Raw genomic sequence first — 18,888 nt, 5'->3', positions numbered from 1 at the left:
TTTAACACTATGAATGAACATATACAGAAACTGATCGTCGATGGCACGCTCTACGGCCTGGTATTTTTTTCCGTAATTACCTGGATTTTAATTATTGCAAAAGGCGTTCAGCATTATCGTTTGGGGCGCCAAAACAAAATTTTCACCAAGAAATTTTGGAGCGCAAGTAATCTCGAAGCCGCTGCAAGCCTGCCTGAAACAACCGGAGCGAAAGCACGTTTGGCGGCTTCTGGATTTAGCGCGCTGTATGTTGTAGACGGTGAGAGTCCAGACTTAGAACATAGCTGGGACAGGCAAGAATTACTAGAGCGCCATTTGCGCCAACAAATTCAAAAAGAATATGAATCTTTAGAGTCTGGTTTGGCGGTACTCGCATCGATAGGTAGTACCTCACCTTTTGTTGGTTTGTTTGGAACAGTGTTCGGTATTATTCACGCGCTGTCCGCCCTAAGCAAAGCGGCCTCCCCAAGTATTGATATTGTGGCTGGTCCGCTTGGTGAAGCCTTGATTGCGACTGGCGTTGGCATTGCGGTCGCGGTACCTGCGGTGTTGGCGTATAACTTCTATTTGCGTCGTTTGAAACTAGCTTCTGCGGATTTAGATAATTACGCAACCGACTTCGTGAATTTGGCGCAAAAGAGTGGCTTCCGTGTGACTAAACCTCTCAGTAAAACAGTGGGCAATCAACGTGTTACAGGAGCCACTGCCAATGCAGCAAATCAAGCTTTGGGAGCGGCCGCATAATGGGATTCTCAACTGGAAAAAGTGCTGGCGATTTGAATAGTGAAATTAATGTCACACCAATGGTGGATGTGATGTTGGTATTATTGGTCGCATTTATTATCACTATTCCTGCCGTGCAAAATGCAGTGAAGATTAATTTACCTAAGACGGCCGCCACCGCGCCACTGACGGAAGTCAAACCGATTACGGTGAGTGTGGATTCTGACTCTAAGGTGTATATCAATAAGCAGGAAGTTTCGGTGGAAGGTTTGGAGAGTGATTTGAAATCGCGCGTGACGGCAACGCCGGATGTTCCTGTAAATTTTCAGGCGGATGAAGGTGTGCCATATCGTTCGGTCGCAAAAGCGATCGCTGGTATACAGCGTTCGGGAGTGACAAAATTATCTGTTGTTACTTCGCCGACAGGTGGCTGAACAAAAATAGATCCGAATTGAATTCGAATCCAATTCAATTCGGATTTAAACTAGATTTATATTAGATTCAAAATAAGCACACACACCACACCAGAACAGCCATCTTAAGGGATGGCTTTTTTGTTGGTGAACGAGGCTTATACATTTTCCGATGATCGTTCATCAATTTAATTCGTTTTGCGTTGTGAAAATTTTCGATACATTGGCATTTATTGTTTTGCAGATCCTTATCTGCTTCGTTTGAAAGAATTTTTATGACATCCACAGCACAACTTGAACGTTTTAAACCTGAATTTCATCACACTGAAATTATTCTTCCTTTAGGCGTCGAAGATACGACCATCTTGCAGGCACGTCAGCAAGCACAAGAACAGCAAATCCCATTTGCGGGTACCTTGCCGCCGATTGATGCTTGGCGTCTTTTCAATGATCAGCAGGCTATTATTATTGATGTCCGTACCAATGAAGAACGCAGCTTTGTTGGCTATATACCCGACACTGTACACGTGGCTTGGGCTACCGGTACCGCGATGAATCGCAATCCGCGTTTTGTGAAAGAAGTGGAGGCGAAAATCAAGGATAAAAGTACTTTGGTTTTGCTTCTATGTCGTAGTGGAAAACGCTCTTATCTTGCCGCAGAAGCACTGACTAAGGCTGGGTATACCAATGCATTTAACATCGCGGAAGGTTTTGAGGGCGATTTGGATGACGCACAACAACGCGGCCATGTTGGTGGGTGGCGTGTTCGTTCTTTGCCTTGGATACAGGATTAAGGATAGCCATGAATGCATTAACGCATCCAGCCAAAGAACTGCGCACATCCTTATTTGCGATTGAAGACGTGGTCAGTGAGTTGGCACAAGTTCGTAAAAATTGGCGCGCGTCGCAACAACGCTCCACCGAACCTGGTGGTCGTGAGTTGCCTTCGCGTGATGCCTTAGGAAAAATTATTGCAGATTTGCGCGGTGCCTTATTTCCTATGCGACTGGGGCCACCAGAGTTACGCCAGGAGAGCGAAGATTTTTATGTAGGGCATACGCTCGATACGGTATTGCATTCTTTATTGGGACAGGTTCGTTTGGAGCTGAGTTATGTATCCCGATATCGACAAGAAATTGAACTGCAGCTAGAGGACAAAGCGGTGCACATTGTGCAGCAGTTTTCGCGTGCTTTACCAGCGATACGCCGCTTGCTCGATAGCGATGTGATCGCGGCCTATCAAGGAGATCCTGCAGCGCGCAGTGTTGATGAAGTCTTGCTTTGTTACCCGGGTGTGCTGGCGATGATACATCACCGGATCGCGCACCAACTTTATCAATTAGACGTCCCCTTATTGGCGCGCATTGTGGCTGAAATTGCGCATGCGCAAACTGGTATCGACATACATCCGGGCGCGAGGATAGGTGCGGGATTTTTTATCGATCATGGTACCGGCGTAGTGATAGGTGAAACTACTATCATAGGTGAGCGCGTGAGGATTTATCAAGCCGTCACTTTAGGTGCAAAGCGCTTTCCTGCGGATGAAGAGGGACATTTGCATAAAGGTCTGGCACGTCACCCCATAGTGGAAGATGAAGTCGTGATTTATGCCGGCGCGACCGTGCTCGGGCGTGTGACTTTAGGGCGCGGTGCGGTGATCGGCGGGAATGTTTGGATCACAAACGATGTTGCCGCTGGCAGTCATGTTAGTCAGGCGAATCTCAAACATGACGACAGGCACGACCATAAACACGGTGGTAGGCAGGATCAAACTGATCCAGTCGATGAGGCGACAGCATAATGCATAGCATTTGTGACAGCTTCGGTATCGCGGTTCGGCAACTCAGAACCTATCACGCTATTTCGCAAGAAGAGTTGGCAGAAAAATCCAAACTCAATCGTTCTTACATCAGCGAAATAGAGTGCGGAAAAGTGGTTCCTTCCATCATTACGATGGACAAATTGGCGGTTGCTTTGAATACCAATCTCAGCGACCTGATCCTCCGTTATGAAAAACTAAGGCAAAGAAATTTCGCGCATGCCAGTCTGGTGACACTGGCAGCTTAATTCCTATATTTCTATTTCCTTTTTACTGATCTTTGACTTTGTTCGAAGAGGGGCGAGACTTTGCCCAAATTTTTATCACAACCGTAATACAACCAGGAGAACCTATGTCAGATTTACCGATTCCCAATCAAGCCCTCAGTGACGACGCTGCGCGGCAGCTAGCCAATGCCACCAAAACTGTTGCTCAGCTCTCTACCATTTCGCCACGCTGGTTGGTGCATCTGCTGCAATGGTTGCCAGTTGAAGCTGGTATTTATCGCTTGAATAAAGTAAAAAATCCCCGTGATGTACGCGTCGCCTGTTCGCAAAGAGATGAATCCGAGTTGCCACAAACCTATGTGGATTACGACGAACAACCGCGCGAATACTTCTTAAATGCGGTATCGACTATTCTTGATGTTCACACACGTGTCTCCGATCTGTACAGTAGCCCGCATGATCAGATCAAAGAGCAATTGCGTCTAACCGTTGAGACGATCAAAGAACGTCAAGAAAGCGAATTAATTAATAATCCTGATTACGGTTTGTTAGCGAACGTCGCTGATGAACAGCGCGTCTCGACTTTGACAGGGGCTCCTACACCTGACGATTTTGATGATTTGATTACCAAAGTGTGGAAAGAGCCTGGATTTTTCCTCGCACACCCATTAGCGATTGCCGCATTTGGTCGCGAATGTACGCGCCGTGGCGTGCCACCACCGACTGTGAGTTTGTTCGGTTCGCAATTCTTGACATGGCGCGGCATCCCGCTGGTACCTTCCGATAAGTTACCGATTGAAGATGGTAAGACAAAAATTATTTTGTTGCGTGTCGGTGAAAAACGTCAAGGCGTGGTCGGCTTGTTTCAACCTGGTCTGGCAGGTGAGCAAAGTCCGGGTCTATCTGTTCGTTTTATGGGAATTAACCGCAATGCGATTGCTTCGTATTTGATTTCTCTGTATTGCTCTTTAGCGATTTTGACAGACGATGCGATTGCAGTTTTGGAAGACGTAGAGATCGGTAAATACCATGACTATCCTGACACCTATAAATAATCGTAGCGAACAGCACGGCGGCGAAAAAGCGAGCGATTTTTTACCGGCAGGTGGGTCGCCGATTGATGAAGCCACGCTGAATCGTTTGGCGGGCGAATTCTTTGCGAATATTCCGGGTGCTGCACAAATGGCGAGTCACTTTATCGGTGGCTCTGCAGCTAGCTCGAGTTCGACAATCCCGCGTAGCAATGTTGTTGATGGATCGGCCAATGCCCCTGTTTTAGCGCCACAAGCGACTTATTCGGGGTTACCGACATCACATGCACCAAGCTCAATTGCCCAAGGTGTGCCTGTGGACTTTGCAGCTGCTTTGCCACATCACGGTATTGCTGCACATCCTAGCGAACAATCGTATTATTTTCTGTCTGCAGAAAATCAATACGGTAGTGTGGATCATCAGCTAGACACGCTGGCAGGTTTAGCGACAAAAACAGGTGATCAATCGGTGGTGGCACAAAGCTTTGGCTTACCTGGACAAAGTTATGTGCAAGGGCAAACTAAACCAAGAAGCGAGTCTCAGTCTTTGGCGCAGACAGCTTACACGCCGAGTTTGGTTTCGTTTAAGCAAAATCCGGCATCGAGTTTCTATTTTGAGCAGGCAAACAAATTCTACTGGGATCAGGCACCAAGCTTGCAACAGCAGGGAATAGCGCCACGTGCGCCGTTTGATATCAATGCGGTACGCAGTGATTTCCCGATTTTGTCGGAGCGAGTCAACGGTAAGCAATTAGTCTGGTTTGATAATGCAGCGACGACACAAAAGCCGCAGAGTGTGATTGATCGTATCAGTTATTTTTACGAACATGAAAACTCGAATATTCATCGCGCCGCACATGAATTAGCCGCACGTGCGACTGATGCATACGAAGCTGCACGCCAAAAGGTCGCGAATTTCCTAGGTGCTGCATCGACTAATGAAATTATCTTTGTACGCGGTGCGACCGAAGCCATTAATCTGGTGGCGCAAACTTTCGGTAAAAAGTTTATTGGTGCTGGCGATGAAATTATCGTTTCGCACTTAGAACATCATGCCAACATTGTGCCGTGGCAACAATTGGCTGCAGAAAAGGGCGCAGTGATTCGGGTAATTCCTGTAGATGATAGCGGGCAAATTTTGTTAGATGAGTATCGTAAGTTGCTCAATCATCGAACGAAGCTAGTCGCTGTCACGCAGGTTTCTAATGCACTTGGTACAGTGACACCAGTTCAAGAAATTATCGCCATCGCACATAGTGCTGGCGCAAAAGTCTTGATCGATGGTGCGCAAGCCGTGTCGCATTTGGCGGTGAATGTACAGGCACTCGATGCTGATTTCTATGTGTTCTCTGGACACAAAGTATTTGGTCCAACCGGGATCGGTGTCGTGTATGGAAAACAGGCATTACTCAATCAGCTTCCACCATGGCAAGGTGGTGGAAATATGATTGTGGATGTGACGTTTGAACGCACTCAGTACCACGATGCACCTTCACGTTTTGAAGCAGGTACAGGGAATATCGCGGATGCCGTTGGTTTGGGCGCTGCGATTGATTATGTGCAAAAATTGGGGTTGGAGAAAATCGCATTGTATGAACATGCTTTGCTGGAGTATGCAACGCAAGGCTTGAAAACTATTCCCGGTGTGCGCCTAATCGGTACCGCGCACGAGAAAGCGAGTGTAGCGTCGTTTGTGTTGGCTGGGTATTCTACCGAAGAAGTTGGTAAAGCTTTAAATGAAGAGGGCATCGCGGTGCGTTCCGGGCATCATTGTGCACAGCCCATTTTGCGCCGATTTGGGGTGGAGGCGACGGTAAGGCCTTCGTTTGCTTTTTATAATACTTGTGAGGAGATTGATCGTTTGATTGCTGTTGTGCGGCGATTGGCTAATGCGAGGAAGTAGTTGGTTTTTTTTGAAATCCCTCTGTTTGTTTTGGAGGGATTTTTTCTATTCTTATTGTTTTTTAGGGCTAATTTATTCTGTCACAGGTCGGGTGTGGCCCGACAGCCAATTACCTTTTTTGCTTCGCCAAAAAAGGTAATCCAAAAAAGGCGACCGTAGACTCGCCCTGCGGGTGCTTACGCTACGCTCCAGCATAATTTGTGCATAACAAAAAATGGGAAAGTGTTGAAACTCGCCTTCGGCTCAAACAACAACACTTTCTTATCCATTTTCTGTGACGCACAAATTACATCGTCTCAAACGGGGGTAGGTCAAAATCAAAATCAACAACAAAATCAAAAACAACGACCTACAACTGCCAATAGAAAAATGGATGTCTATCGGTACTGCTTGTTTTGATGTTGCCGTTGATTTTGACTTTGTTTTTGAATTTCATCCACTTCTGACACTGCCAATTGTGCAGGACAGAAAATGGATAAAGAAAGTGTTGCTGTTTGAGCCGAAGGCGAGTTTCAACACTTTCCCATTTTTTGTCCTGCACAATTGGGAACCCGAAGGGCAGTGGCAGCGTGGTCGCCTTTCTTTGCTTCCTTTCTTTGGCGAAGCAAAGAAAGGAAGTGGCTGTCGGGCCACCCCCGACCTGTGAACGATGAGTACGCCAGAAAATAAATTAGCAACACAAAATCCAGCAACTGACTCTTCTAAAGTACAGACACAGAACACGTGGTTTAAACCGCAAAAGGTCAGCTACACAAAAGCAAACCGACCCTTCGACAACATATAAACCAACTCAAGCCTCAATACCCTCCAGCCAAAAGACGCAATCCCCCAGCCTGCCCATGATCTAATTTAAACACACTAACCACGCGACTTAAATTGCTCGCCTGATCTTGTAAAGCAGTCGCTGCAGCCGCTGCTTCTTCTACCAGCGCAGCATTCTGTTGCGTCATCTCATCCATCTGTACTATCGCGGTATTGATTTGATCGATACCCGCGCTTTGCTCTGAGCTGGCGGCAGTGATTTCGCCTATCATGTCGCTCACACGTTTGACGCTGCTGACTACTTCAGTCATGGTTTGCCCTGCTTGATCCACCAGTTTTGAGCCAGCGCCAACTTTTGCTACTGAATCGTTGATTAACTCTTTAATTTCTTTCGCTGCGCTGGCTGATCTTTGTGCCAGGTTTCTTACTTCGGATGCCACGACCGCAAAGCCACGGCCTTGTTCGCCAGCGCGCGCTGCTTCGACTGCGGCGTTGAGCGCGAGGATATTCGTTTGGAAGGCAATACCATCAATGACGCTGATAATATCGACGATTTTTTTCGATGATTCATGAATAGAACCCATAGTCGCAACGACTTCGGATACCACCTGACCACCTTTCTCGGCCACATTCGAGGCTGAATGCGCTAGTTGATTCGCTTGCCGTGCGTTGTCACTATTGTGCCTGACGGTGGAGGTCAGTTCTTCCATAGAGGAGGCCGTTTCCTCCAGTGAACCAGCCTGGCTTTCGGTACGTGCCGATAAATCCATATTGCCATTCGCGATTTCTGTGGAGGCGGTAGTGATCATATCGGTGCCGGTGCGCACTTCACTGACGACGGCAAATAATTTCGCATTCATATCTCGTAATGCATCTAGCAGTTCACCAGTTTCATCACTGGTATCTGATTCGATCTGACTGGTGAGGTCGCCAGCCGCTACCGTTTTCGCCACTCTTACAGCCGCTTGTAAAGGTTTAGCGACGATCTTGGCGATCAGGTACGCTAACAATAAGCCCAAGGCGATACTCGCAGCGAGAACTAACAAAATCCATTTTCTGGAAGACTGATAAATCGCTTCACCCTCTTTGTAGGCTTTGTCACCGCCATCGACATTCAGATCAACAAAGCCATCGAGTATTTTTAAAATAGCGCCATTTAACTTGGAAGATTCACCGCGCAAAGTGGTGCGAGATTCTTCGAACAAGCCTTGACGTGCCTGCTCGGTGAGTTTTTTTGCTTCGATTTCATACTTCACCCACAGGCTCAGAAATTCCGCGTACTTTTTCTTTTCATCTTCAGTCGACATGAGTTTGACATAGCTCTCCTGATACGATTTCATCTCATCGACATAGCTTACCCAGCGCTTGTAGTAAAAGTCGATATTCTTGCTATCACCACTCGACAGTACTATCTGCATTTCCTGTGTCCGTAGGCGTGACATTCTCTCTTTGATCCCCATAGAAGCGTTAACGCTAGGCATCCAGTCGGTACCTAATTCGTAAGCGGTATTATTGACACGCGCTAATTGAATCACCGCAAAAACGCCAAGAAAGCTGGTGAGTAAAAGCAAGATAATGAATCCAACGTAGAGTTTGGATGCAATGCGTAAGTTATAAAACAATTTCATGTGCGACTCCTGTTTAGGGGTGAGGCAAAAAATTGAAACTACGACGAGGGTTGATAGTGAGAGAAATGATTGAATTGAGGAAATAAATATACGCCGCATCTCGGCACTTGTCGAATGCAGAAAATAGAACTGTGTGTTTACTGCAAATGTCTTTTTAAGTTTTTATTTATGTAATTGATGAGCGAATGCCTAGCGTATTTTTGCAATTTGCTTCTTTGATTTTTTTATTGTGCAAAGCATGAGATATTGTTTAGAGTAAGTGCTTCGGTATCAAGTGCACACCAATTACAAATTGACAAAGAACGGGCTGTACAAGGTCTCAAGGTGCAACGCCTCAAGGTGTGACGCAAAATTAAGGAAGTATAGAAATGAATAATGTTGAGGAATATGATTTCATCATTCAACCAGGATGGATGAACTCTGGACGCGATCATTGGCAAAGTCATTGGGAACGGGTCTTGCAGGCCAAGCGGGTCAATAATAGCAATTGGGATGAGCCGGCGTTGGAAGATTGGATTAACGGTTTGGAGCAAGCTGTGCAGACATGTAGCAAGCCCGTGGTCGTGATTGCACATAGTCTTGGTTGTGCGACGCTCGCACATTATGCACTACGCTTCCCACGCACAATTCATGCCGCATTGCTGGTCGCACCTGCCGATGTTGAACGAGAAAATGCTCCCAGCACTTTAAATAAATTCGCACCACTGCCGCTGAGTCAATTTGATTTTCCAAGTCGTATCATTGCTAGCACCAATGATCCCTTCTGCCATAGCAAACGTGCTGAACAATTTGCGAATGCTTGGGGCTCTGATTTAGTTTATCTGGTCGGTGCTGGACACATCAATGCCGCATCAGGGCATATGGAGTGGAATTCTGGCCTTGAAGAATTACGTAGCCTACTGAATACTGCTGAATCAAAGCTTGCCGCCTGAACTGTGAGTGCAGGGCGGCGCGCTATTCTTGGATAAACCTACGGTGCCGCTGGTTTCTTGTTTAAGGATTCTGCTTTATCGATTCCTGCTTGAATGGAACGCGCGAAATCGGAAGCGGGATCCGTGTTTAGCAAGATCTTCTTCCAGGTACTCGCGGCGAGTGAATAGTCTTGGCGCTCAAACGCAGCGCTGCCATACAGTGCTAATGCTTGTATATAAGTGGGATCTATCTTGAGAGCTTGTGCGATCAACTCTTCAGGTTCTCCTAGCAAGGTTTGGTTCTTGCTCATAGCGAGTGTGACCGCGTAATCGGTCAGAATTTCGGGATCGTTTTGACGCAGCTTCAACAGACTCTGATAAGCCTGCACCGCTTCCGGGAACCGACGCAAAGTTTCGTAAGAACGTGCCAACCTACGCCAACCAGCAGCGTCATCTGGATTCTTTTGTAGCTTGCTTGCCAAACCATCGACCATCGCTAGAATTTTCTCTGGACTCATTTCGGCGGGTTTAGGCAGACCGGCATTTTGGGGCTCTTGTTTTTGATTCAGATTGTTTGATACTATCGATTCATTTGCATTGATGGCTTGAGGATTTCCAAGCAAGGCATATAAAAGGCTGGCACCAATGACTACGCCTATCATCAGGATCAGGCCTAAACTTTGCGCATCGCGAGTCGATGCATCTTGCGTGTTTTCATCTGTTAGTAGTGGACTTGGTAGTGGACTTAGTAGTGGACTTCCATCGCTAGTCTGACGCAGGCCGAATAGAATAAAACTCAAGGCCAAGATTAGAAACGACAATGCTGCAAGAGAAAATAACAACATGGATTTAACTTTCTGTTTAAATAATTTTGTTCTTATTTGCTAGTTCATGACCTTCAGTATCTTCAGCATTTTCACTATCTGAGTCATTTGAGTCATTTTGCGCCTCGACCTGCCAGCGTTGATGTGCGCGTCGATATTGACGACCCAGCACCAGGCTTGCCAGCAAAAATAAAATGGCCGGGCCAAACCACAGCAGCCAGGTCGAGGTCTTCACTGGAGGTCGGTACAATACAAAATCGCCATAGCGTTGCACCATAAACTCTTTCACTTGCGATTCACTCTTACCTTGTTGCAATTGACTACGCACCTGATTTTTTAATTGCACTGCCAGTTCGGCGTGTGAATCTGCGATGCTTTGATTCTGACAAACTAAGCAACGTAACTCTTCTGTAATGCGTTGAACTTGTGTTTCAAGTGTCGCTACGTTTGATATTGGTGCCGCGATCACCGTTCCTACTGCGCATACACTCACAATGCAAACATTCGCGATCCAATGTGCAAAGTAAAACTTATTCATTTTTCAGTACCTCAATCAAGGGCAATAGTTTTTCGCGTATCTGTTGATCGTTCAATATGCCTATGTGTTTATGGCGAACTACGCCACGTTTATCGATCACAAAACTTTCTGGTACACCATACACACCATAATCCAATCCTACTAAGCCTTCCGCATCGACTATTGACCATTGATAAGGATTGCCATACTGCATAAGCCAGGCTGTGGCGGCATCGACCTTATCCTTATAGTTAAGGCCGATTAAAGGAATGTGATAGTTTTGGGAAAATTGCAGGAGCACTGGGTGTTCTTCACGACAAGATACACACCATGATGCCCATACGTTCAAGATCCAGACTTGCCCCTGCAAATCTTGTGGCGTACTGATTTTCTCCAATTGATCTAGACGCGGCAAAGAATAATATGGCGCAGGCTTACCAATTAATGGCGATGGTAATGCTTGAGATTCGTCTCGCGATGCGCCCAACAGCGCTAAGCACAGTAGCGTTGCTAATCCCAAAAATATCAACAGAGGAAGGAGAAATCGTTTCATTAAATCTCGGCCTTCGAAAAAATTGACATATCCGTGATGCTCGGCAGACTTTGAGGAACGCGTGAATGTTGACGAGTGTGGCGATAGCGTTCATCAAAAGCAGCAAACAATCCACCCAGTGCAATGAACGCGCAACCAAACCAGATCCAGCTGATAAAGGGTTTGATTTGGATCTTCACTATCCAGCTTTGATCTTGATTTGCTTCTCCTAAAGATACATATAGATCGCGAGCGAAACCACGGTCGATTGCGGCTTCCGTCATCGGCATATTTTGTACAGTATAAATACGACGTTCGGGTTCTAAAATGTGTATCTTGCCAGCGTGGTCGGTCACCAAAAAGCGCGCACTAGCAGCGATGTAGTTAGGGCCATCGATTTTACGCAAATCGTCGAAGCGAAAACTCAGCCCTGCAATTTCCACTTGTTGACCTACGCGTAGATTGAGATCCTGTCCTTGTTCTAATCCTTTGACCAAACTTACGCCAGTCAAAAAAATGGCAATGCCGAGGTGGGCGATAAGCATGCCCCAGTAGGCACTACCAAAGCTCCTCGCGCTACGCCAGAGAGTAAAGTCGCCAGTGCGATGTCGCAAACGTCGTATAAGGTGATTGATCGTCGCCAGAACTATCCACGCTGCCAGGCTTAAGCTGATAACCAGTAAAGCAGAATATTTCAACACGAAAAATAGCAGAGCGGCAGTGAGAAAAGTAATGAATATTATCCACTGCAAGGCTGAAAATAGTTTCCTAAAATTGGTCTGTTTCCAAGATAAATACGGACCTATTGCTACGAAAAATAAAATGGGTAACATCAACGGGACAAATACTGTATCGAAATACGGCGGCCCCACAGAGATTTTTCCTAAATGTAAAGCATCTAAGAAGAGGGGATACAAAGTTCCTAAAAGAATTGCCGCAGCGGCCACAAATAGAAATAAATTATTGAGTAGTAATCCCGCATCGCGTGAAAACCAATGGAAGCCTTTGCCGGTTTCTAGCTTCCCTGCTCGCCACGCGTACAAGCTCAGCGAACCACCAACCACGATCACCAAAAAAGCTAAAATAAACAAACCGCGTTTGGGGTCGGATGCAAATGCATGGACCGACGTCAGTACACCAGAGCGAACCAGAAAGGTACCGAGCAAAGACAGTGAAAAGCATAAGATCGCCAGTAATACTGCCCAATTCTTAAAGCTGGCACGCTTTTCACTAACAGCCAGGCTGTGGATCAAAGCAGTACCAAGCAGCCACGGCATAAACGAGGCATTTTCCACCGCATCCCAAAACCACCAGCCGCCCCAGCCTAGTTCGTAATAAGCCCAAAAGCTGCCTAAGAAAATGCCTATAGTCAAAAATGCCCAGGCGACCAATGTCCAGGGGCGTGACCATTTCGCCCAGTTCTCGTCTAATTCTCCTTTCAATAAGCCAGCGATTGCAAAGGCAAAGGCAACTGAGAAACCGACATAACCCATGTAAAGCATAGGTGGGTGAATAATCATTCCTATGTCTTGCAATAAGGGATTGAGATCTCGACCATCTAAGGCGGCTGGCACGCTACGCAGAAATGGATTGGAGGTGAACAGTGTGAAACTTAAAAATCCCACATTGATTAAACCCATTACGGCCAATACTCTTGCCTGAACATCGTGGCTGAGCTGTTGACCGTATCGAGCAACTGCCACTGTCCACGCAGTAAGAACAAAAATCCACAATAACAAAGAACCTTCGTGTCCACCCCAACTCGCGGCAATACGAAAGAATAGCGGGAGGCGAGAGTTTGAATTATGTGCGACATAAGTGACAGAAAAATCGTTGTTGATAAAGGCGATGATCAACAGAATAAAAGCGATGCTGACCAAGGCAAATTGCCCCCAAGACAATGGACGAGCCAAAGCGAGCAAGCGCTGGTCGGCGCGCCAAGCGCCAATCAAAGGTGCGACACCTAAGATTGATGCCAGGCACAAGGCCAGGATTAAAGAGAAAGTACCTAGTTCTGGTAGCATAAATTTTTTAAGATGTGAAACAATGGGAAGTGCGAAATGCACCTACTCGGGTTTGGCGAGTGATCGTGCCTGTTTGGCCTGATCGATCGCATACTTAGCCTCGGGCGGCATATAGTTTTCATCGTGTTTTGCAAGCACCTGATCGGCTAAAAAAATTCCTTGCTGTGTTAATTTTCCTTGTGCTACGACGCCTTTACCTTCTTTAAATAAGTCTGGTAAAGAGCCACGATAACGCGCCAACACTTTTTGTACTCGATCGGTAATGACAAATTGCACGCTGATACCATCGGCGTCTCGTTGCAAGCTTCCAGCTTCTACCATGCCACCGATCCTGAAGTTTGCGTTTTGCGGAGCTTCACCGGCGATCACTTGCGATGGCGTAAAAAAGAACACCAGATTTTTTTGAAACGCCGATAAGATAAACCATGTTGCCAATCCCAGCAGCGTCACCGCAGCGAGGACTAACAGCAGGCGTTGATGACGCGATTTCAAGCGTGGTTTGGTTGGGCTGATCATCGTATTTCACTCGCCCATTCATACTGAATTCTTGATGCCGTAGTCGTCACGTTTGAATTCGCGGGGCCTAAATTCAGTTGAACTGAATTTATAGAACTCAAATTTTCTAAACTTGAATCTTCAAAACTTGATTTTAAGCGCTGATCGACGTCAATATTCTGTTCTCTAGTTTCAGCTTGTTCGCTGAGTTGTCGTTGCGTTTCCAGCGCTAATAGTGCAAATGCCTGATCTTGCTCTAGCGCTCGCTGAGGTGAAATTATTTGTTGTTTGCAGATTGATTGCAAAGCACGTCGATGACGTGACTTCACATTGCCAATTTCGGCAATTAAGCTGAAGCCGAAGACAGAGAATGAGGTCCATACATACCAGCCATATCCGCCCATATTCCAAAAATCCGACCAACTAAGCCAATTCATGTGTAATCCTTTCTTCGTTTGCTTCCTTGCCTATTTCTTTTCTGATTTGCTCATCACCGACTTCATTAACTTCGTTGGCTTTGCGCTGCGTGCATGTGCAAGTTTTTTTTATTCGTTGTGTGAGCCAGAGTGATTGCGATTCACGTTCAAGAATGATGGCTCGTAAGCGCCCTAAACTGATAGCGACCGCATACGACCAGAGCGCGACCGTCATGATCAGCATTCCTGTCAGCATACTACTCGCCATGCTTGGTGCATTTTTTAAACTAACAGAAGCCCCTTGATGTAAGGTGTTCCACCAAACCACCGAAAAATAAATAATGGGAACATTGATCACACCAATGATCGCTAATAATGCAGTCGCCTTATCCGCTCTACGTTTATCATCAATCGCGTTGTGTAAAGTGATAAAACCTAAATACAGAAAGAGGAGAATCAACTCGGACGTCAGACGTGCATCCCATACCCACCATGCGCCCCAAGTTGGACGCCCCCATACTGCACCAGTCCAGAGTGCCAGGAAGCTCATCAACGCACCAGTTGGTGCAAGTGCTTGTGCCATCATGCTCGACAATTTCGTATTCAATACCAACCCCAGAACCGACCAGAAACACATGGCCAGATAAATCACCATTGATAGCCACGCTGCCGGAACATGAATGAAAATAATGCGATAAACCTGACCCTGTTGGTGATCTTCGGGCGCAACAAAAAAACCCACGTACAAACCAAGTAGTAAGGCAAGCACGCTTATTACTGCGCTGATGACTATCAGTGGACGCAATACTGGAAATACACTTTGCGGAGCAGCAAAGCGCAGCCATGTACTGCTTTTATTTTGCGACAATTGAGTCGCCGATACGGGCGTCGCATATTCCATAGTCATTTATCACATTCATAATTTGCATATCGATACCTGCTTTACAAATAAAAGCAGGCGTACAAAAAAATAGCCCACGTGATCGACGTGGGCAAAGCCAACTCTTTGGGGGAATTGGGAGGAGACGGATGAACTATACCGAGCACAAAAAAAAATGTCTGCGAATTTATTCAGATAAGCTTATGCGTCTACTTCAAAAAATTTTATCGGCCGATCAAGATCTATTTTTCTGGAAATATCGTCTATGAAAAATAGAACAGAGAATACAGTTCGATTATGAATCTAAATCAACAGTCATCTTTTTGCATTTGTGGTAAATCAAACATCGCGCTGATGATCGTTCAACTTATTCATTTCAAATTTTTATAAAAATAGATTGATGAGATCGCTGTTCTGCAGTGATTGATAAGGGAAAAAAGATGACCGTAGCGCGAGAATGCTAGTCTGATATTTCATAGATAAAATTCTTCACCCGAATAGACTTGAATACGCAATTTAATTCAACATCAATTGTGTTAGAGGTAGTCGCTGGCATGTAATTTGCAAAATCGTATTCACCTACCTATTTTCGGAGAAGAACGATGAACAGATTTTTAAAGCAGCAGCTTGATGCAGAGGCGACACGAGCGCCTGGCACGATCACTTTACGACACATTCAGAAAAAACAAATTGCCAGCATCATCGCAGTGCTTGTTTCTGGCGCAATCAGTAATTCAGTGAGTGCACAAGAAGTGAGTGCACAAGAAGTGAGCGCACAAGAAGTGAGCGTACAAAAAGCGAATGCACAAGAAGTAAACAAGCTCAGTCCCGCACAGATAAAGGAAGAAATCGCGCGCCTGAATCAATTATTGCAATTAGTGGAAAAAGAACAGAGCACTCAGAATTCCAGCACAACGACAACAAGTACAGGCAATACAGCACCGCAAGAGGAATCGAAAACGCTGGGAGCAATCACCGTGCGTGGCGCAAAACCTATCGAACTACAACACGATGTACCGATCGCGATATCCGCTATTTCTGGTGTAGATCTGAGCCGTGATTTATCTCAAGATTACAGTGCATTTACCCGACGTGCTGCTGGTATCACCTTCAATCAAAGCAATACACGAGGCGCGTCATTATCGGTGCGTGGTATCGGTAAGCGGGCTTTTGCTGAAGTACAAGATCCTAGCGTATTGACCGTACTAGATGGTGTGAGCTTTGGTTTAACGTCACTAGGTAATTTTGATTTCTATGATATTGATTCCGTCGAAGCGGCACGCGGTGTACAAGGCACTTTAGGCGGTAAAGGCGCGACCTCGGGTGTGGTTAGTATCAATAGCAAGCGACCGTCGTTCACTCCCAGTTCTGATTTTTCACTCACATTTGGACAACGCGATTCATTGTTAGTACAGGCTGCTCAAGGCGGCCCTTTGATTGACGGCTTATTAGCCTGGCGCGGTGCAATCTCTATCAATAAAATCGGCGGTTCTTATTATAATGAATTTGATCGCAACTATAGTTTCTATAACAGGGCAAGGGTCGCTGGACGTACGCAATTTTTGCTCACACCAGATCCTGATCTGCGGATACGCTTTAGCCTAGATGTGAATCCACATGCACCACAATTAGAAAACGGCCTGACCATCCGTAAAGACACCCCACTAAAATATGATAACGGCACTTTGGTCGATGCGAACGGCACCAGCCCTCGCGCTAAATTATTTGGTTTTGAGAACGCCAATAATGCCATTACTGCGGGGCCACGCGATTGGTTTGTGGGACGTCAATTTGGTGGCAGAGATTATAAATATTATGGCGACTATGTGCCCTTGGCGGGCAGCACCGAGCATCCTATCGCTTTTAACGAAAATCAAGGGCAAACCGTGTCTGTCAAGGGTGCTTCCACAGAAGTCAATTGGGATGTCGCCAATCATACGTTTACCTCTTTAACTGCTTGGCGTAAGTATTCCTTTGATGCGCACAACGACGAGGGAACACCTTATGACATCAGCTTAAATGGCGGTGGTGGTGTTTACTTTAAGCAGTACAGTCAGGAGTTCCGTATTAACTCTAAACCTGGCGGCGTACTGGATTATCAAGCTGGGTTATTCTATTTGCAGACACGCGATGATGTGGTCTCCAAAACCGGATGGGGTTCGGATGCTGGTGCCTGGTTCGCTACTGCAGCACAATACAATTTACTCGATACGAATGCGGCTGCTAATCGCGGTGCAGGTCGCGCCATACTTTCTGAAGTATTAGACAATGCTGTCAAACGCGGTGATACCTTTGTTGAAACCAAGAGCTTAGCCTTATTCGGACAGGCAGATTGGCATTTGAATGATCAGCTAACACTCACCTCCGGTTTGCGTGTAAGCAAAGAAGATCGCTCCTCAGAAGACGTGGTTGTGCTGGATAATAATGGTCGTGGTGCGGCTTTTAATCCTGTTGCGATTCGTGGTTATGATCTCGGTGGTTTTGCGGCCAATGGCAGTGGCGTTTTAGCTAGTAATAATTCGGTACAACAATTAGCCGTCGCTGATGCGATCGCTACACGTTACTACGGTATTGCGCTCAATGCAGGAGAACTTCCTGGAACTGCTTACAATAAATTGAGTGTCGCGCAAAAAGCGCAGGTTGGTGCAGCACGTGCGATCCGCAATGCGCAAATTGGTCAATTGATCAAACCGATCAAAAGCACTTACAAAGATACTTTGTATGCATTTAATTTCACGCCTAACTACAGAATTAATGACGACATCAGCGTCTATGCTTCTGTGCAGTACGGTGATAAATCGGGCACCGGCTATAACGTGAATGGGGTATCGCGCAATGTCAAACCAGAGCACACGTCGGGCGTAGAATTTGGCGCTAAAACCTTCTTACTCAATAAAACCCTGACCTTAAATGCCGATATTTACGCGGCAAGAATTAAAGACTACCAACAGGCCGTGCGTTTGGTTGATCAATTTCAAACGGATCTGAATATTGTTAATGGCCTGGCTGATCCACTCGCTTATATCAGTGCACAGGGCAATGTGAATAAAGTCGGCATTCATGGCCTGGAGCTAGATGCTTCGTATTCGGGCATTCCGAATTTGAACATCCGTTTTGGCGGTGTATACAATTTGGCCAAATATCTAGATTACAAAAACGCGCCTAAGACGGATGAACTTAATTATCTAACGCAGCAATATATAGATCTCAGCGGACAACGTTTGCCCAGCGCACCAAAGTTCACTGGCAATCTTGGACTGGATTATCGTATCCCTGTCTTTGGCAATCATTACCTGCATAGCAGTTTAAATGCTGCCTACATCAGTGAAACCAATATCACTGACAATAACTCACTGTTTGGACGCGTCGGTGGGTACACCTTATTTGATGCCTCGATTGGTTTGAGTAAAGCGAACGATAGTTTTGATGTGAGTCTGGTAGTCAAGAATTTGACGAACAAAAACGCACATGAAGTTGGCTGGGCGAGTTACACGCCAGAGGCTTATCGTCGCTGGGCTGGGATTAAGTTGAGTGCGAAGTTGTGAGTGCGAAGTTGTGAGTACGATCAACGAATGCGATTGGATAGCAGTTAATGCACACTACTATCCAGAATAATGTTCTCAACCGTTTTGCTTTAAATCTCCCTTCTCCCGTATGCGGGAGAAGCAACTGTGTTTGGAGTCAAGGATTTTTGATTAAATATTCGTCGTCCCATGGTTTTCCTGATTTCATTATGGCGTTCAAAATGGTCAGTAACTTATGCATGCACGCCACTATCGCGAC

At 46.0% G+C, this 18,888-nt stretch carries 18 protein-coding genes; 10 read left to right on the top strand and 8 right to left on the bottom strand.

Annotation, left to right across the window (positions count from 1 at the left end):
- Nucleotides 1–9 precede the first annotated feature (9 nt).
- The 8 genes from H8K55_RS06270 (at nucleotide 10) to H8K55_RS06235 (ending at nucleotide 6,762) form a co-directional block, all read left to right on the top strand.
- Nucleotides 10–744: a MotA/TolQ/ExbB proton channel family protein gene (locus tag H8K55_RS06270; RefSeq protein ID WP_186941233.1), complete on the top strand. Its 735-nt coding sequence runs from the start codon at nucleotides 10–12 to the stop codon at nucleotides 742–744.
- Entirely contained in the window at nucleotides 744–1,157 is a 414-nt protein-coding gene (locus tag H8K55_RS06265) for an ExbD/TolR family protein (protein WP_186941232.1), read from the top strand. Before H8K55_RS06270 ends, H8K55_RS06265 begins: the two co-directional genes overlap by 1 nt.
- Nucleotides 1,158–1,411: 254 nt before the next feature.
- On the top strand, nucleotides 1,412–1,930 hold the full coding sequence (locus H8K55_RS06260; protein WP_186941231.1) for a rhodanese-like domain-containing protein: 519 nt from the start codon (nucleotides 1,412–1,414) through the stop codon (nucleotides 1,928–1,930).
- A gap of 8 nt (nucleotides 1,931–1,938) precedes the next feature.
- A complete protein-coding gene (gene epsC / locus H8K55_RS06255) occupies nucleotides 1,939–2,937 on the top strand; it encodes a serine O-acetyltransferase EpsC (protein WP_186941230.1) in 999 nt (332 codons plus the stop codon).
- Nucleotides 2,937–3,203, top strand: a complete 267-nt coding sequence (locus H8K55_RS06250) for a helix-turn-helix domain-containing protein (RefSeq protein ID WP_186941229.1) — start codon at nucleotides 2,937–2,939, stop codon at nucleotides 3,201–3,203. Before epsC ends, H8K55_RS06250 begins: the two co-directional genes overlap by 1 nt.
- Nucleotides 3,204–3,307: 104 nt before the next feature.
- A complete protein-coding gene (locus H8K55_RS06245) occupies nucleotides 3,308–4,237 on the top strand; it encodes a family 2A encapsulin nanocompartment shell protein (RefSeq protein ID WP_186941228.1) in 930 nt (309 codons plus the stop codon).
- A complete protein-coding gene (locus H8K55_RS06240; RefSeq protein ID WP_186941227.1) occupies nucleotides 4,212–6,116 on the top strand; it encodes a family 2A encapsulin nanocompartment cargo protein cysteine desulfurase in 1,905 nt (634 codons plus the stop codon). The genes H8K55_RS06245 and H8K55_RS06240 overlap by 26 nt, the downstream gene beginning before the upstream one ends.
- A gap of 373 nt (nucleotides 6,117–6,489) precedes the next feature.
- The gene (locus tag H8K55_RS06235; protein ID WP_186941226.1) at nucleotides 6,490–6,762 is read left to right on the top strand and encodes a hypothetical protein; all 273 of its coding nucleotides are present in this window, start codon (nucleotides 6,490–6,492) and stop codon (nucleotides 6,760–6,762) included.
- 151 nt (nucleotides 6,763–6,913) lie between these two features.
- Here H8K55_RS06235 and H8K55_RS22015 read toward each other — a convergent pair whose 3' ends face one another.
- Nucleotides 6,914–8,506, bottom strand: a complete 1,593-nt coding sequence (locus H8K55_RS22015; RefSeq protein WP_186941225.1) for a methyl-accepting chemotaxis protein — start codon at nucleotides 8,504–8,506, stop codon at nucleotides 6,914–6,916.
- A gap of 368 nt (nucleotides 8,507–8,874) precedes the next feature.
- Here H8K55_RS22015 and H8K55_RS06225 point away from each other — a divergent pair, with 368 nt between their 5' ends.
- The gene (locus H8K55_RS06225) at nucleotides 8,875–9,438 is read left to right on the top strand and encodes an RBBP9/YdeN family alpha/beta hydrolase (protein WP_186941224.1); all 564 of its coding nucleotides are present in this window, start codon (nucleotides 8,875–8,877) and stop codon (nucleotides 9,436–9,438) included.
- Nucleotides 9,439–9,476: 38 nt separating this feature from the next.
- Here H8K55_RS06225 and H8K55_RS21745 read toward each other — a convergent pair whose 3' ends face one another.
- Genes H8K55_RS21745 through H8K55_RS06190 form a run of 7 tightly spaced genes read right to left on the bottom strand, consistent with a single transcriptional unit; the run spans nucleotide 9,477 to nucleotide 15,126 of the window.
- Nucleotides 9,477–10,262, bottom strand: coding sequence for a tetratricopeptide repeat protein (locus H8K55_RS21745; protein ID WP_230408505.1), 786 nt, complete (start codon nucleotides 10,260–10,262; stop codon nucleotides 9,477–9,479).
- 16 nt (nucleotides 10,263–10,278) lie between these two features.
- On the bottom strand, nucleotides 10,279–10,779 hold the full coding sequence (locus tag H8K55_RS06215) for a cytochrome c-type biogenesis protein (protein ID WP_186941223.1): 501 nt from the start codon (nucleotides 10,777–10,779) through the stop codon (nucleotides 10,279–10,281).
- Complete coding sequence (locus H8K55_RS06210) at nucleotides 10,772–11,311, bottom strand: DsbE family thiol:disulfide interchange protein (RefSeq protein WP_186941222.1); 540 nt, start codon at nucleotides 11,309–11,311, stop codon at nucleotides 10,772–10,774. The genes H8K55_RS06215 and H8K55_RS06210 overlap by 8 nt, the downstream gene beginning before the upstream one ends.
- Nucleotides 11,311–13,314 carry a heme lyase CcmF/NrfE family subunit gene (locus tag H8K55_RS06205; RefSeq protein WP_186941221.1) on the bottom strand — a complete coding sequence of 668 codons (2,004 nt, stop codon included), beginning with the start codon at nucleotides 13,312–13,314 and terminating at the stop codon, nucleotides 11,311–11,313. Before H8K55_RS06205 ends, H8K55_RS06210 begins: the two co-directional genes overlap by 1 nt.
- Before the next feature lie 42 nt (nucleotides 13,315–13,356).
- Entirely contained in the window at nucleotides 13,357–13,806 is a 450-nt protein-coding gene (gene ccmE / locus H8K55_RS06200) for a cytochrome c maturation protein CcmE (RefSeq protein WP_186941426.1), read from the bottom strand.
- A 20-nt stretch (nucleotides 13,807–13,826) separates the two neighbouring features.
- Nucleotides 13,827–14,246, bottom strand: coding sequence for a heme exporter protein CcmD (gene ccmD / locus H8K55_RS06195; protein ID WP_186941220.1), 420 nt, complete (start codon nucleotides 14,244–14,246; stop codon nucleotides 13,827–13,829).
- Nucleotides 14,233–15,126: a heme ABC transporter permease gene (locus H8K55_RS06190; RefSeq protein WP_186941425.1), complete on the bottom strand. Its 894-nt coding sequence runs from the start codon at nucleotides 15,124–15,126 to the stop codon at nucleotides 14,233–14,235. Before H8K55_RS06190 ends, ccmD begins: the two co-directional genes overlap by 14 nt.
- 581 nt (nucleotides 15,127–15,707) lie before the next feature.
- Between H8K55_RS06190 and H8K55_RS06185 the strand changes: the two genes are divergently transcribed.
- Complete coding sequence (locus tag H8K55_RS06185) at nucleotides 15,708–18,650, top strand: TonB-dependent receptor (protein WP_186941219.1); 2,943 nt, start codon at nucleotides 15,708–15,710, stop codon at nucleotides 18,648–18,650.
- Nucleotides 18,651–18,888 lie beyond the last annotated feature (238 nt).

It is taken from the genome of Affinundibacterium flavidum, from assembly GCF_014284175.1.
Taxonomy (GTDB): domain Bacteria; phylum Pseudomonadota; class Gammaproteobacteria; order Burkholderiales; family Burkholderiaceae_D; genus Undibacterium; species Undibacterium flavidum.
Note: the sequence above shows the minus strand (reverse complement) of the source record. Positions and strands in the feature narration are given on the sequence as shown.

Coding starts and splice junctions, on each gene's coding strand:
- H8K55_RS06270 (WP_186941233.1), top strand. CDS start 10: ATGAATGAACATATACAGAAACTGATCGTCGATGGCACGCTCTACGGC.
- H8K55_RS06265 (WP_186941232.1), top strand. CDS start 744: ATGGGATTCTCAACTGGAAAAAGTGCTGGCGATTTGAATAGTGAAATT.
- H8K55_RS06260 (WP_186941231.1), top strand. CDS start 1,412: ATGACATCCACAGCACAACTTGAACGTTTTAAACCTGAATTTCATCAC.
- epsC (WP_186941230.1), top strand. CDS start 1,939: ATGAATGCATTAACGCATCCAGCCAAAGAACTGCGCACATCCTTATTT.
- H8K55_RS06250 (WP_186941229.1), top strand. CDS start 2,937: ATGCATAGCATTTGTGACAGCTTCGGTATCGCGGTTCGGCAACTCAGA.
- H8K55_RS06245 (WP_186941228.1), top strand. CDS start 3,308: ATGTCAGATTTACCGATTCCCAATCAAGCCCTCAGTGACGACGCTGCG.
- H8K55_RS06240 (WP_186941227.1), top strand. CDS start 4,212: ATGACTATCCTGACACCTATAAATAATCGTAGCGAACAGCACGGCGGC.
- H8K55_RS06235 (WP_186941226.1), top strand. CDS start 6,490: ATGTCTATCGGTACTGCTTGTTTTGATGTTGCCGTTGATTTTGACTTT.
- H8K55_RS22015 (WP_186941225.1), bottom strand. CDS start 8,506: ATGAAATTGTTTTATAACTTACGCATTGCATCCAAACTCTACGTTGGA.
- H8K55_RS06225 (WP_186941224.1), top strand. CDS start 8,875: ATGAATAATGTTGAGGAATATGATTTCATCATTCAACCAGGATGGATG.
- H8K55_RS21745 (WP_230408505.1), bottom strand. CDS start 10,262: ATGTTGTTATTTTCTCTTGCAGCATTGTCGTTTCTAATCTTGGCCTTG.
- H8K55_RS06215 (WP_186941223.1), bottom strand. CDS start 10,779: ATGAATAAGTTTTACTTTGCACATTGGATCGCGAATGTTTGCATTGTG.
- H8K55_RS06210 (WP_186941222.1), bottom strand. CDS start 11,311: ATGAAACGATTTCTCCTTCCTCTGTTGATATTTTTGGGATTAGCAACG.
- H8K55_RS06205 (WP_186941221.1), bottom strand. CDS start 13,314: ATGCTACCAGAACTAGGTACTTTCTCTTTAATCCTGGCCTTGTGCCTG.
- ccmD (WP_186941220.1), bottom strand. CDS start 14,246: ATGAATTGGCTTAGTTGGTCGGATTTTTGGAATATGGGCGGATATGGC.
- H8K55_RS06190 (WP_186941425.1), bottom strand. CDS start 15,126: ATGGAATATGCGACGCCCGTATCGGCGACTCAATTGTCGCAAAATAAA.
- H8K55_RS06185 (WP_186941219.1), top strand. CDS start 15,708: ATGAACAGATTTTTAAAGCAGCAGCTTGATGCAGAGGCGACACGAGCG.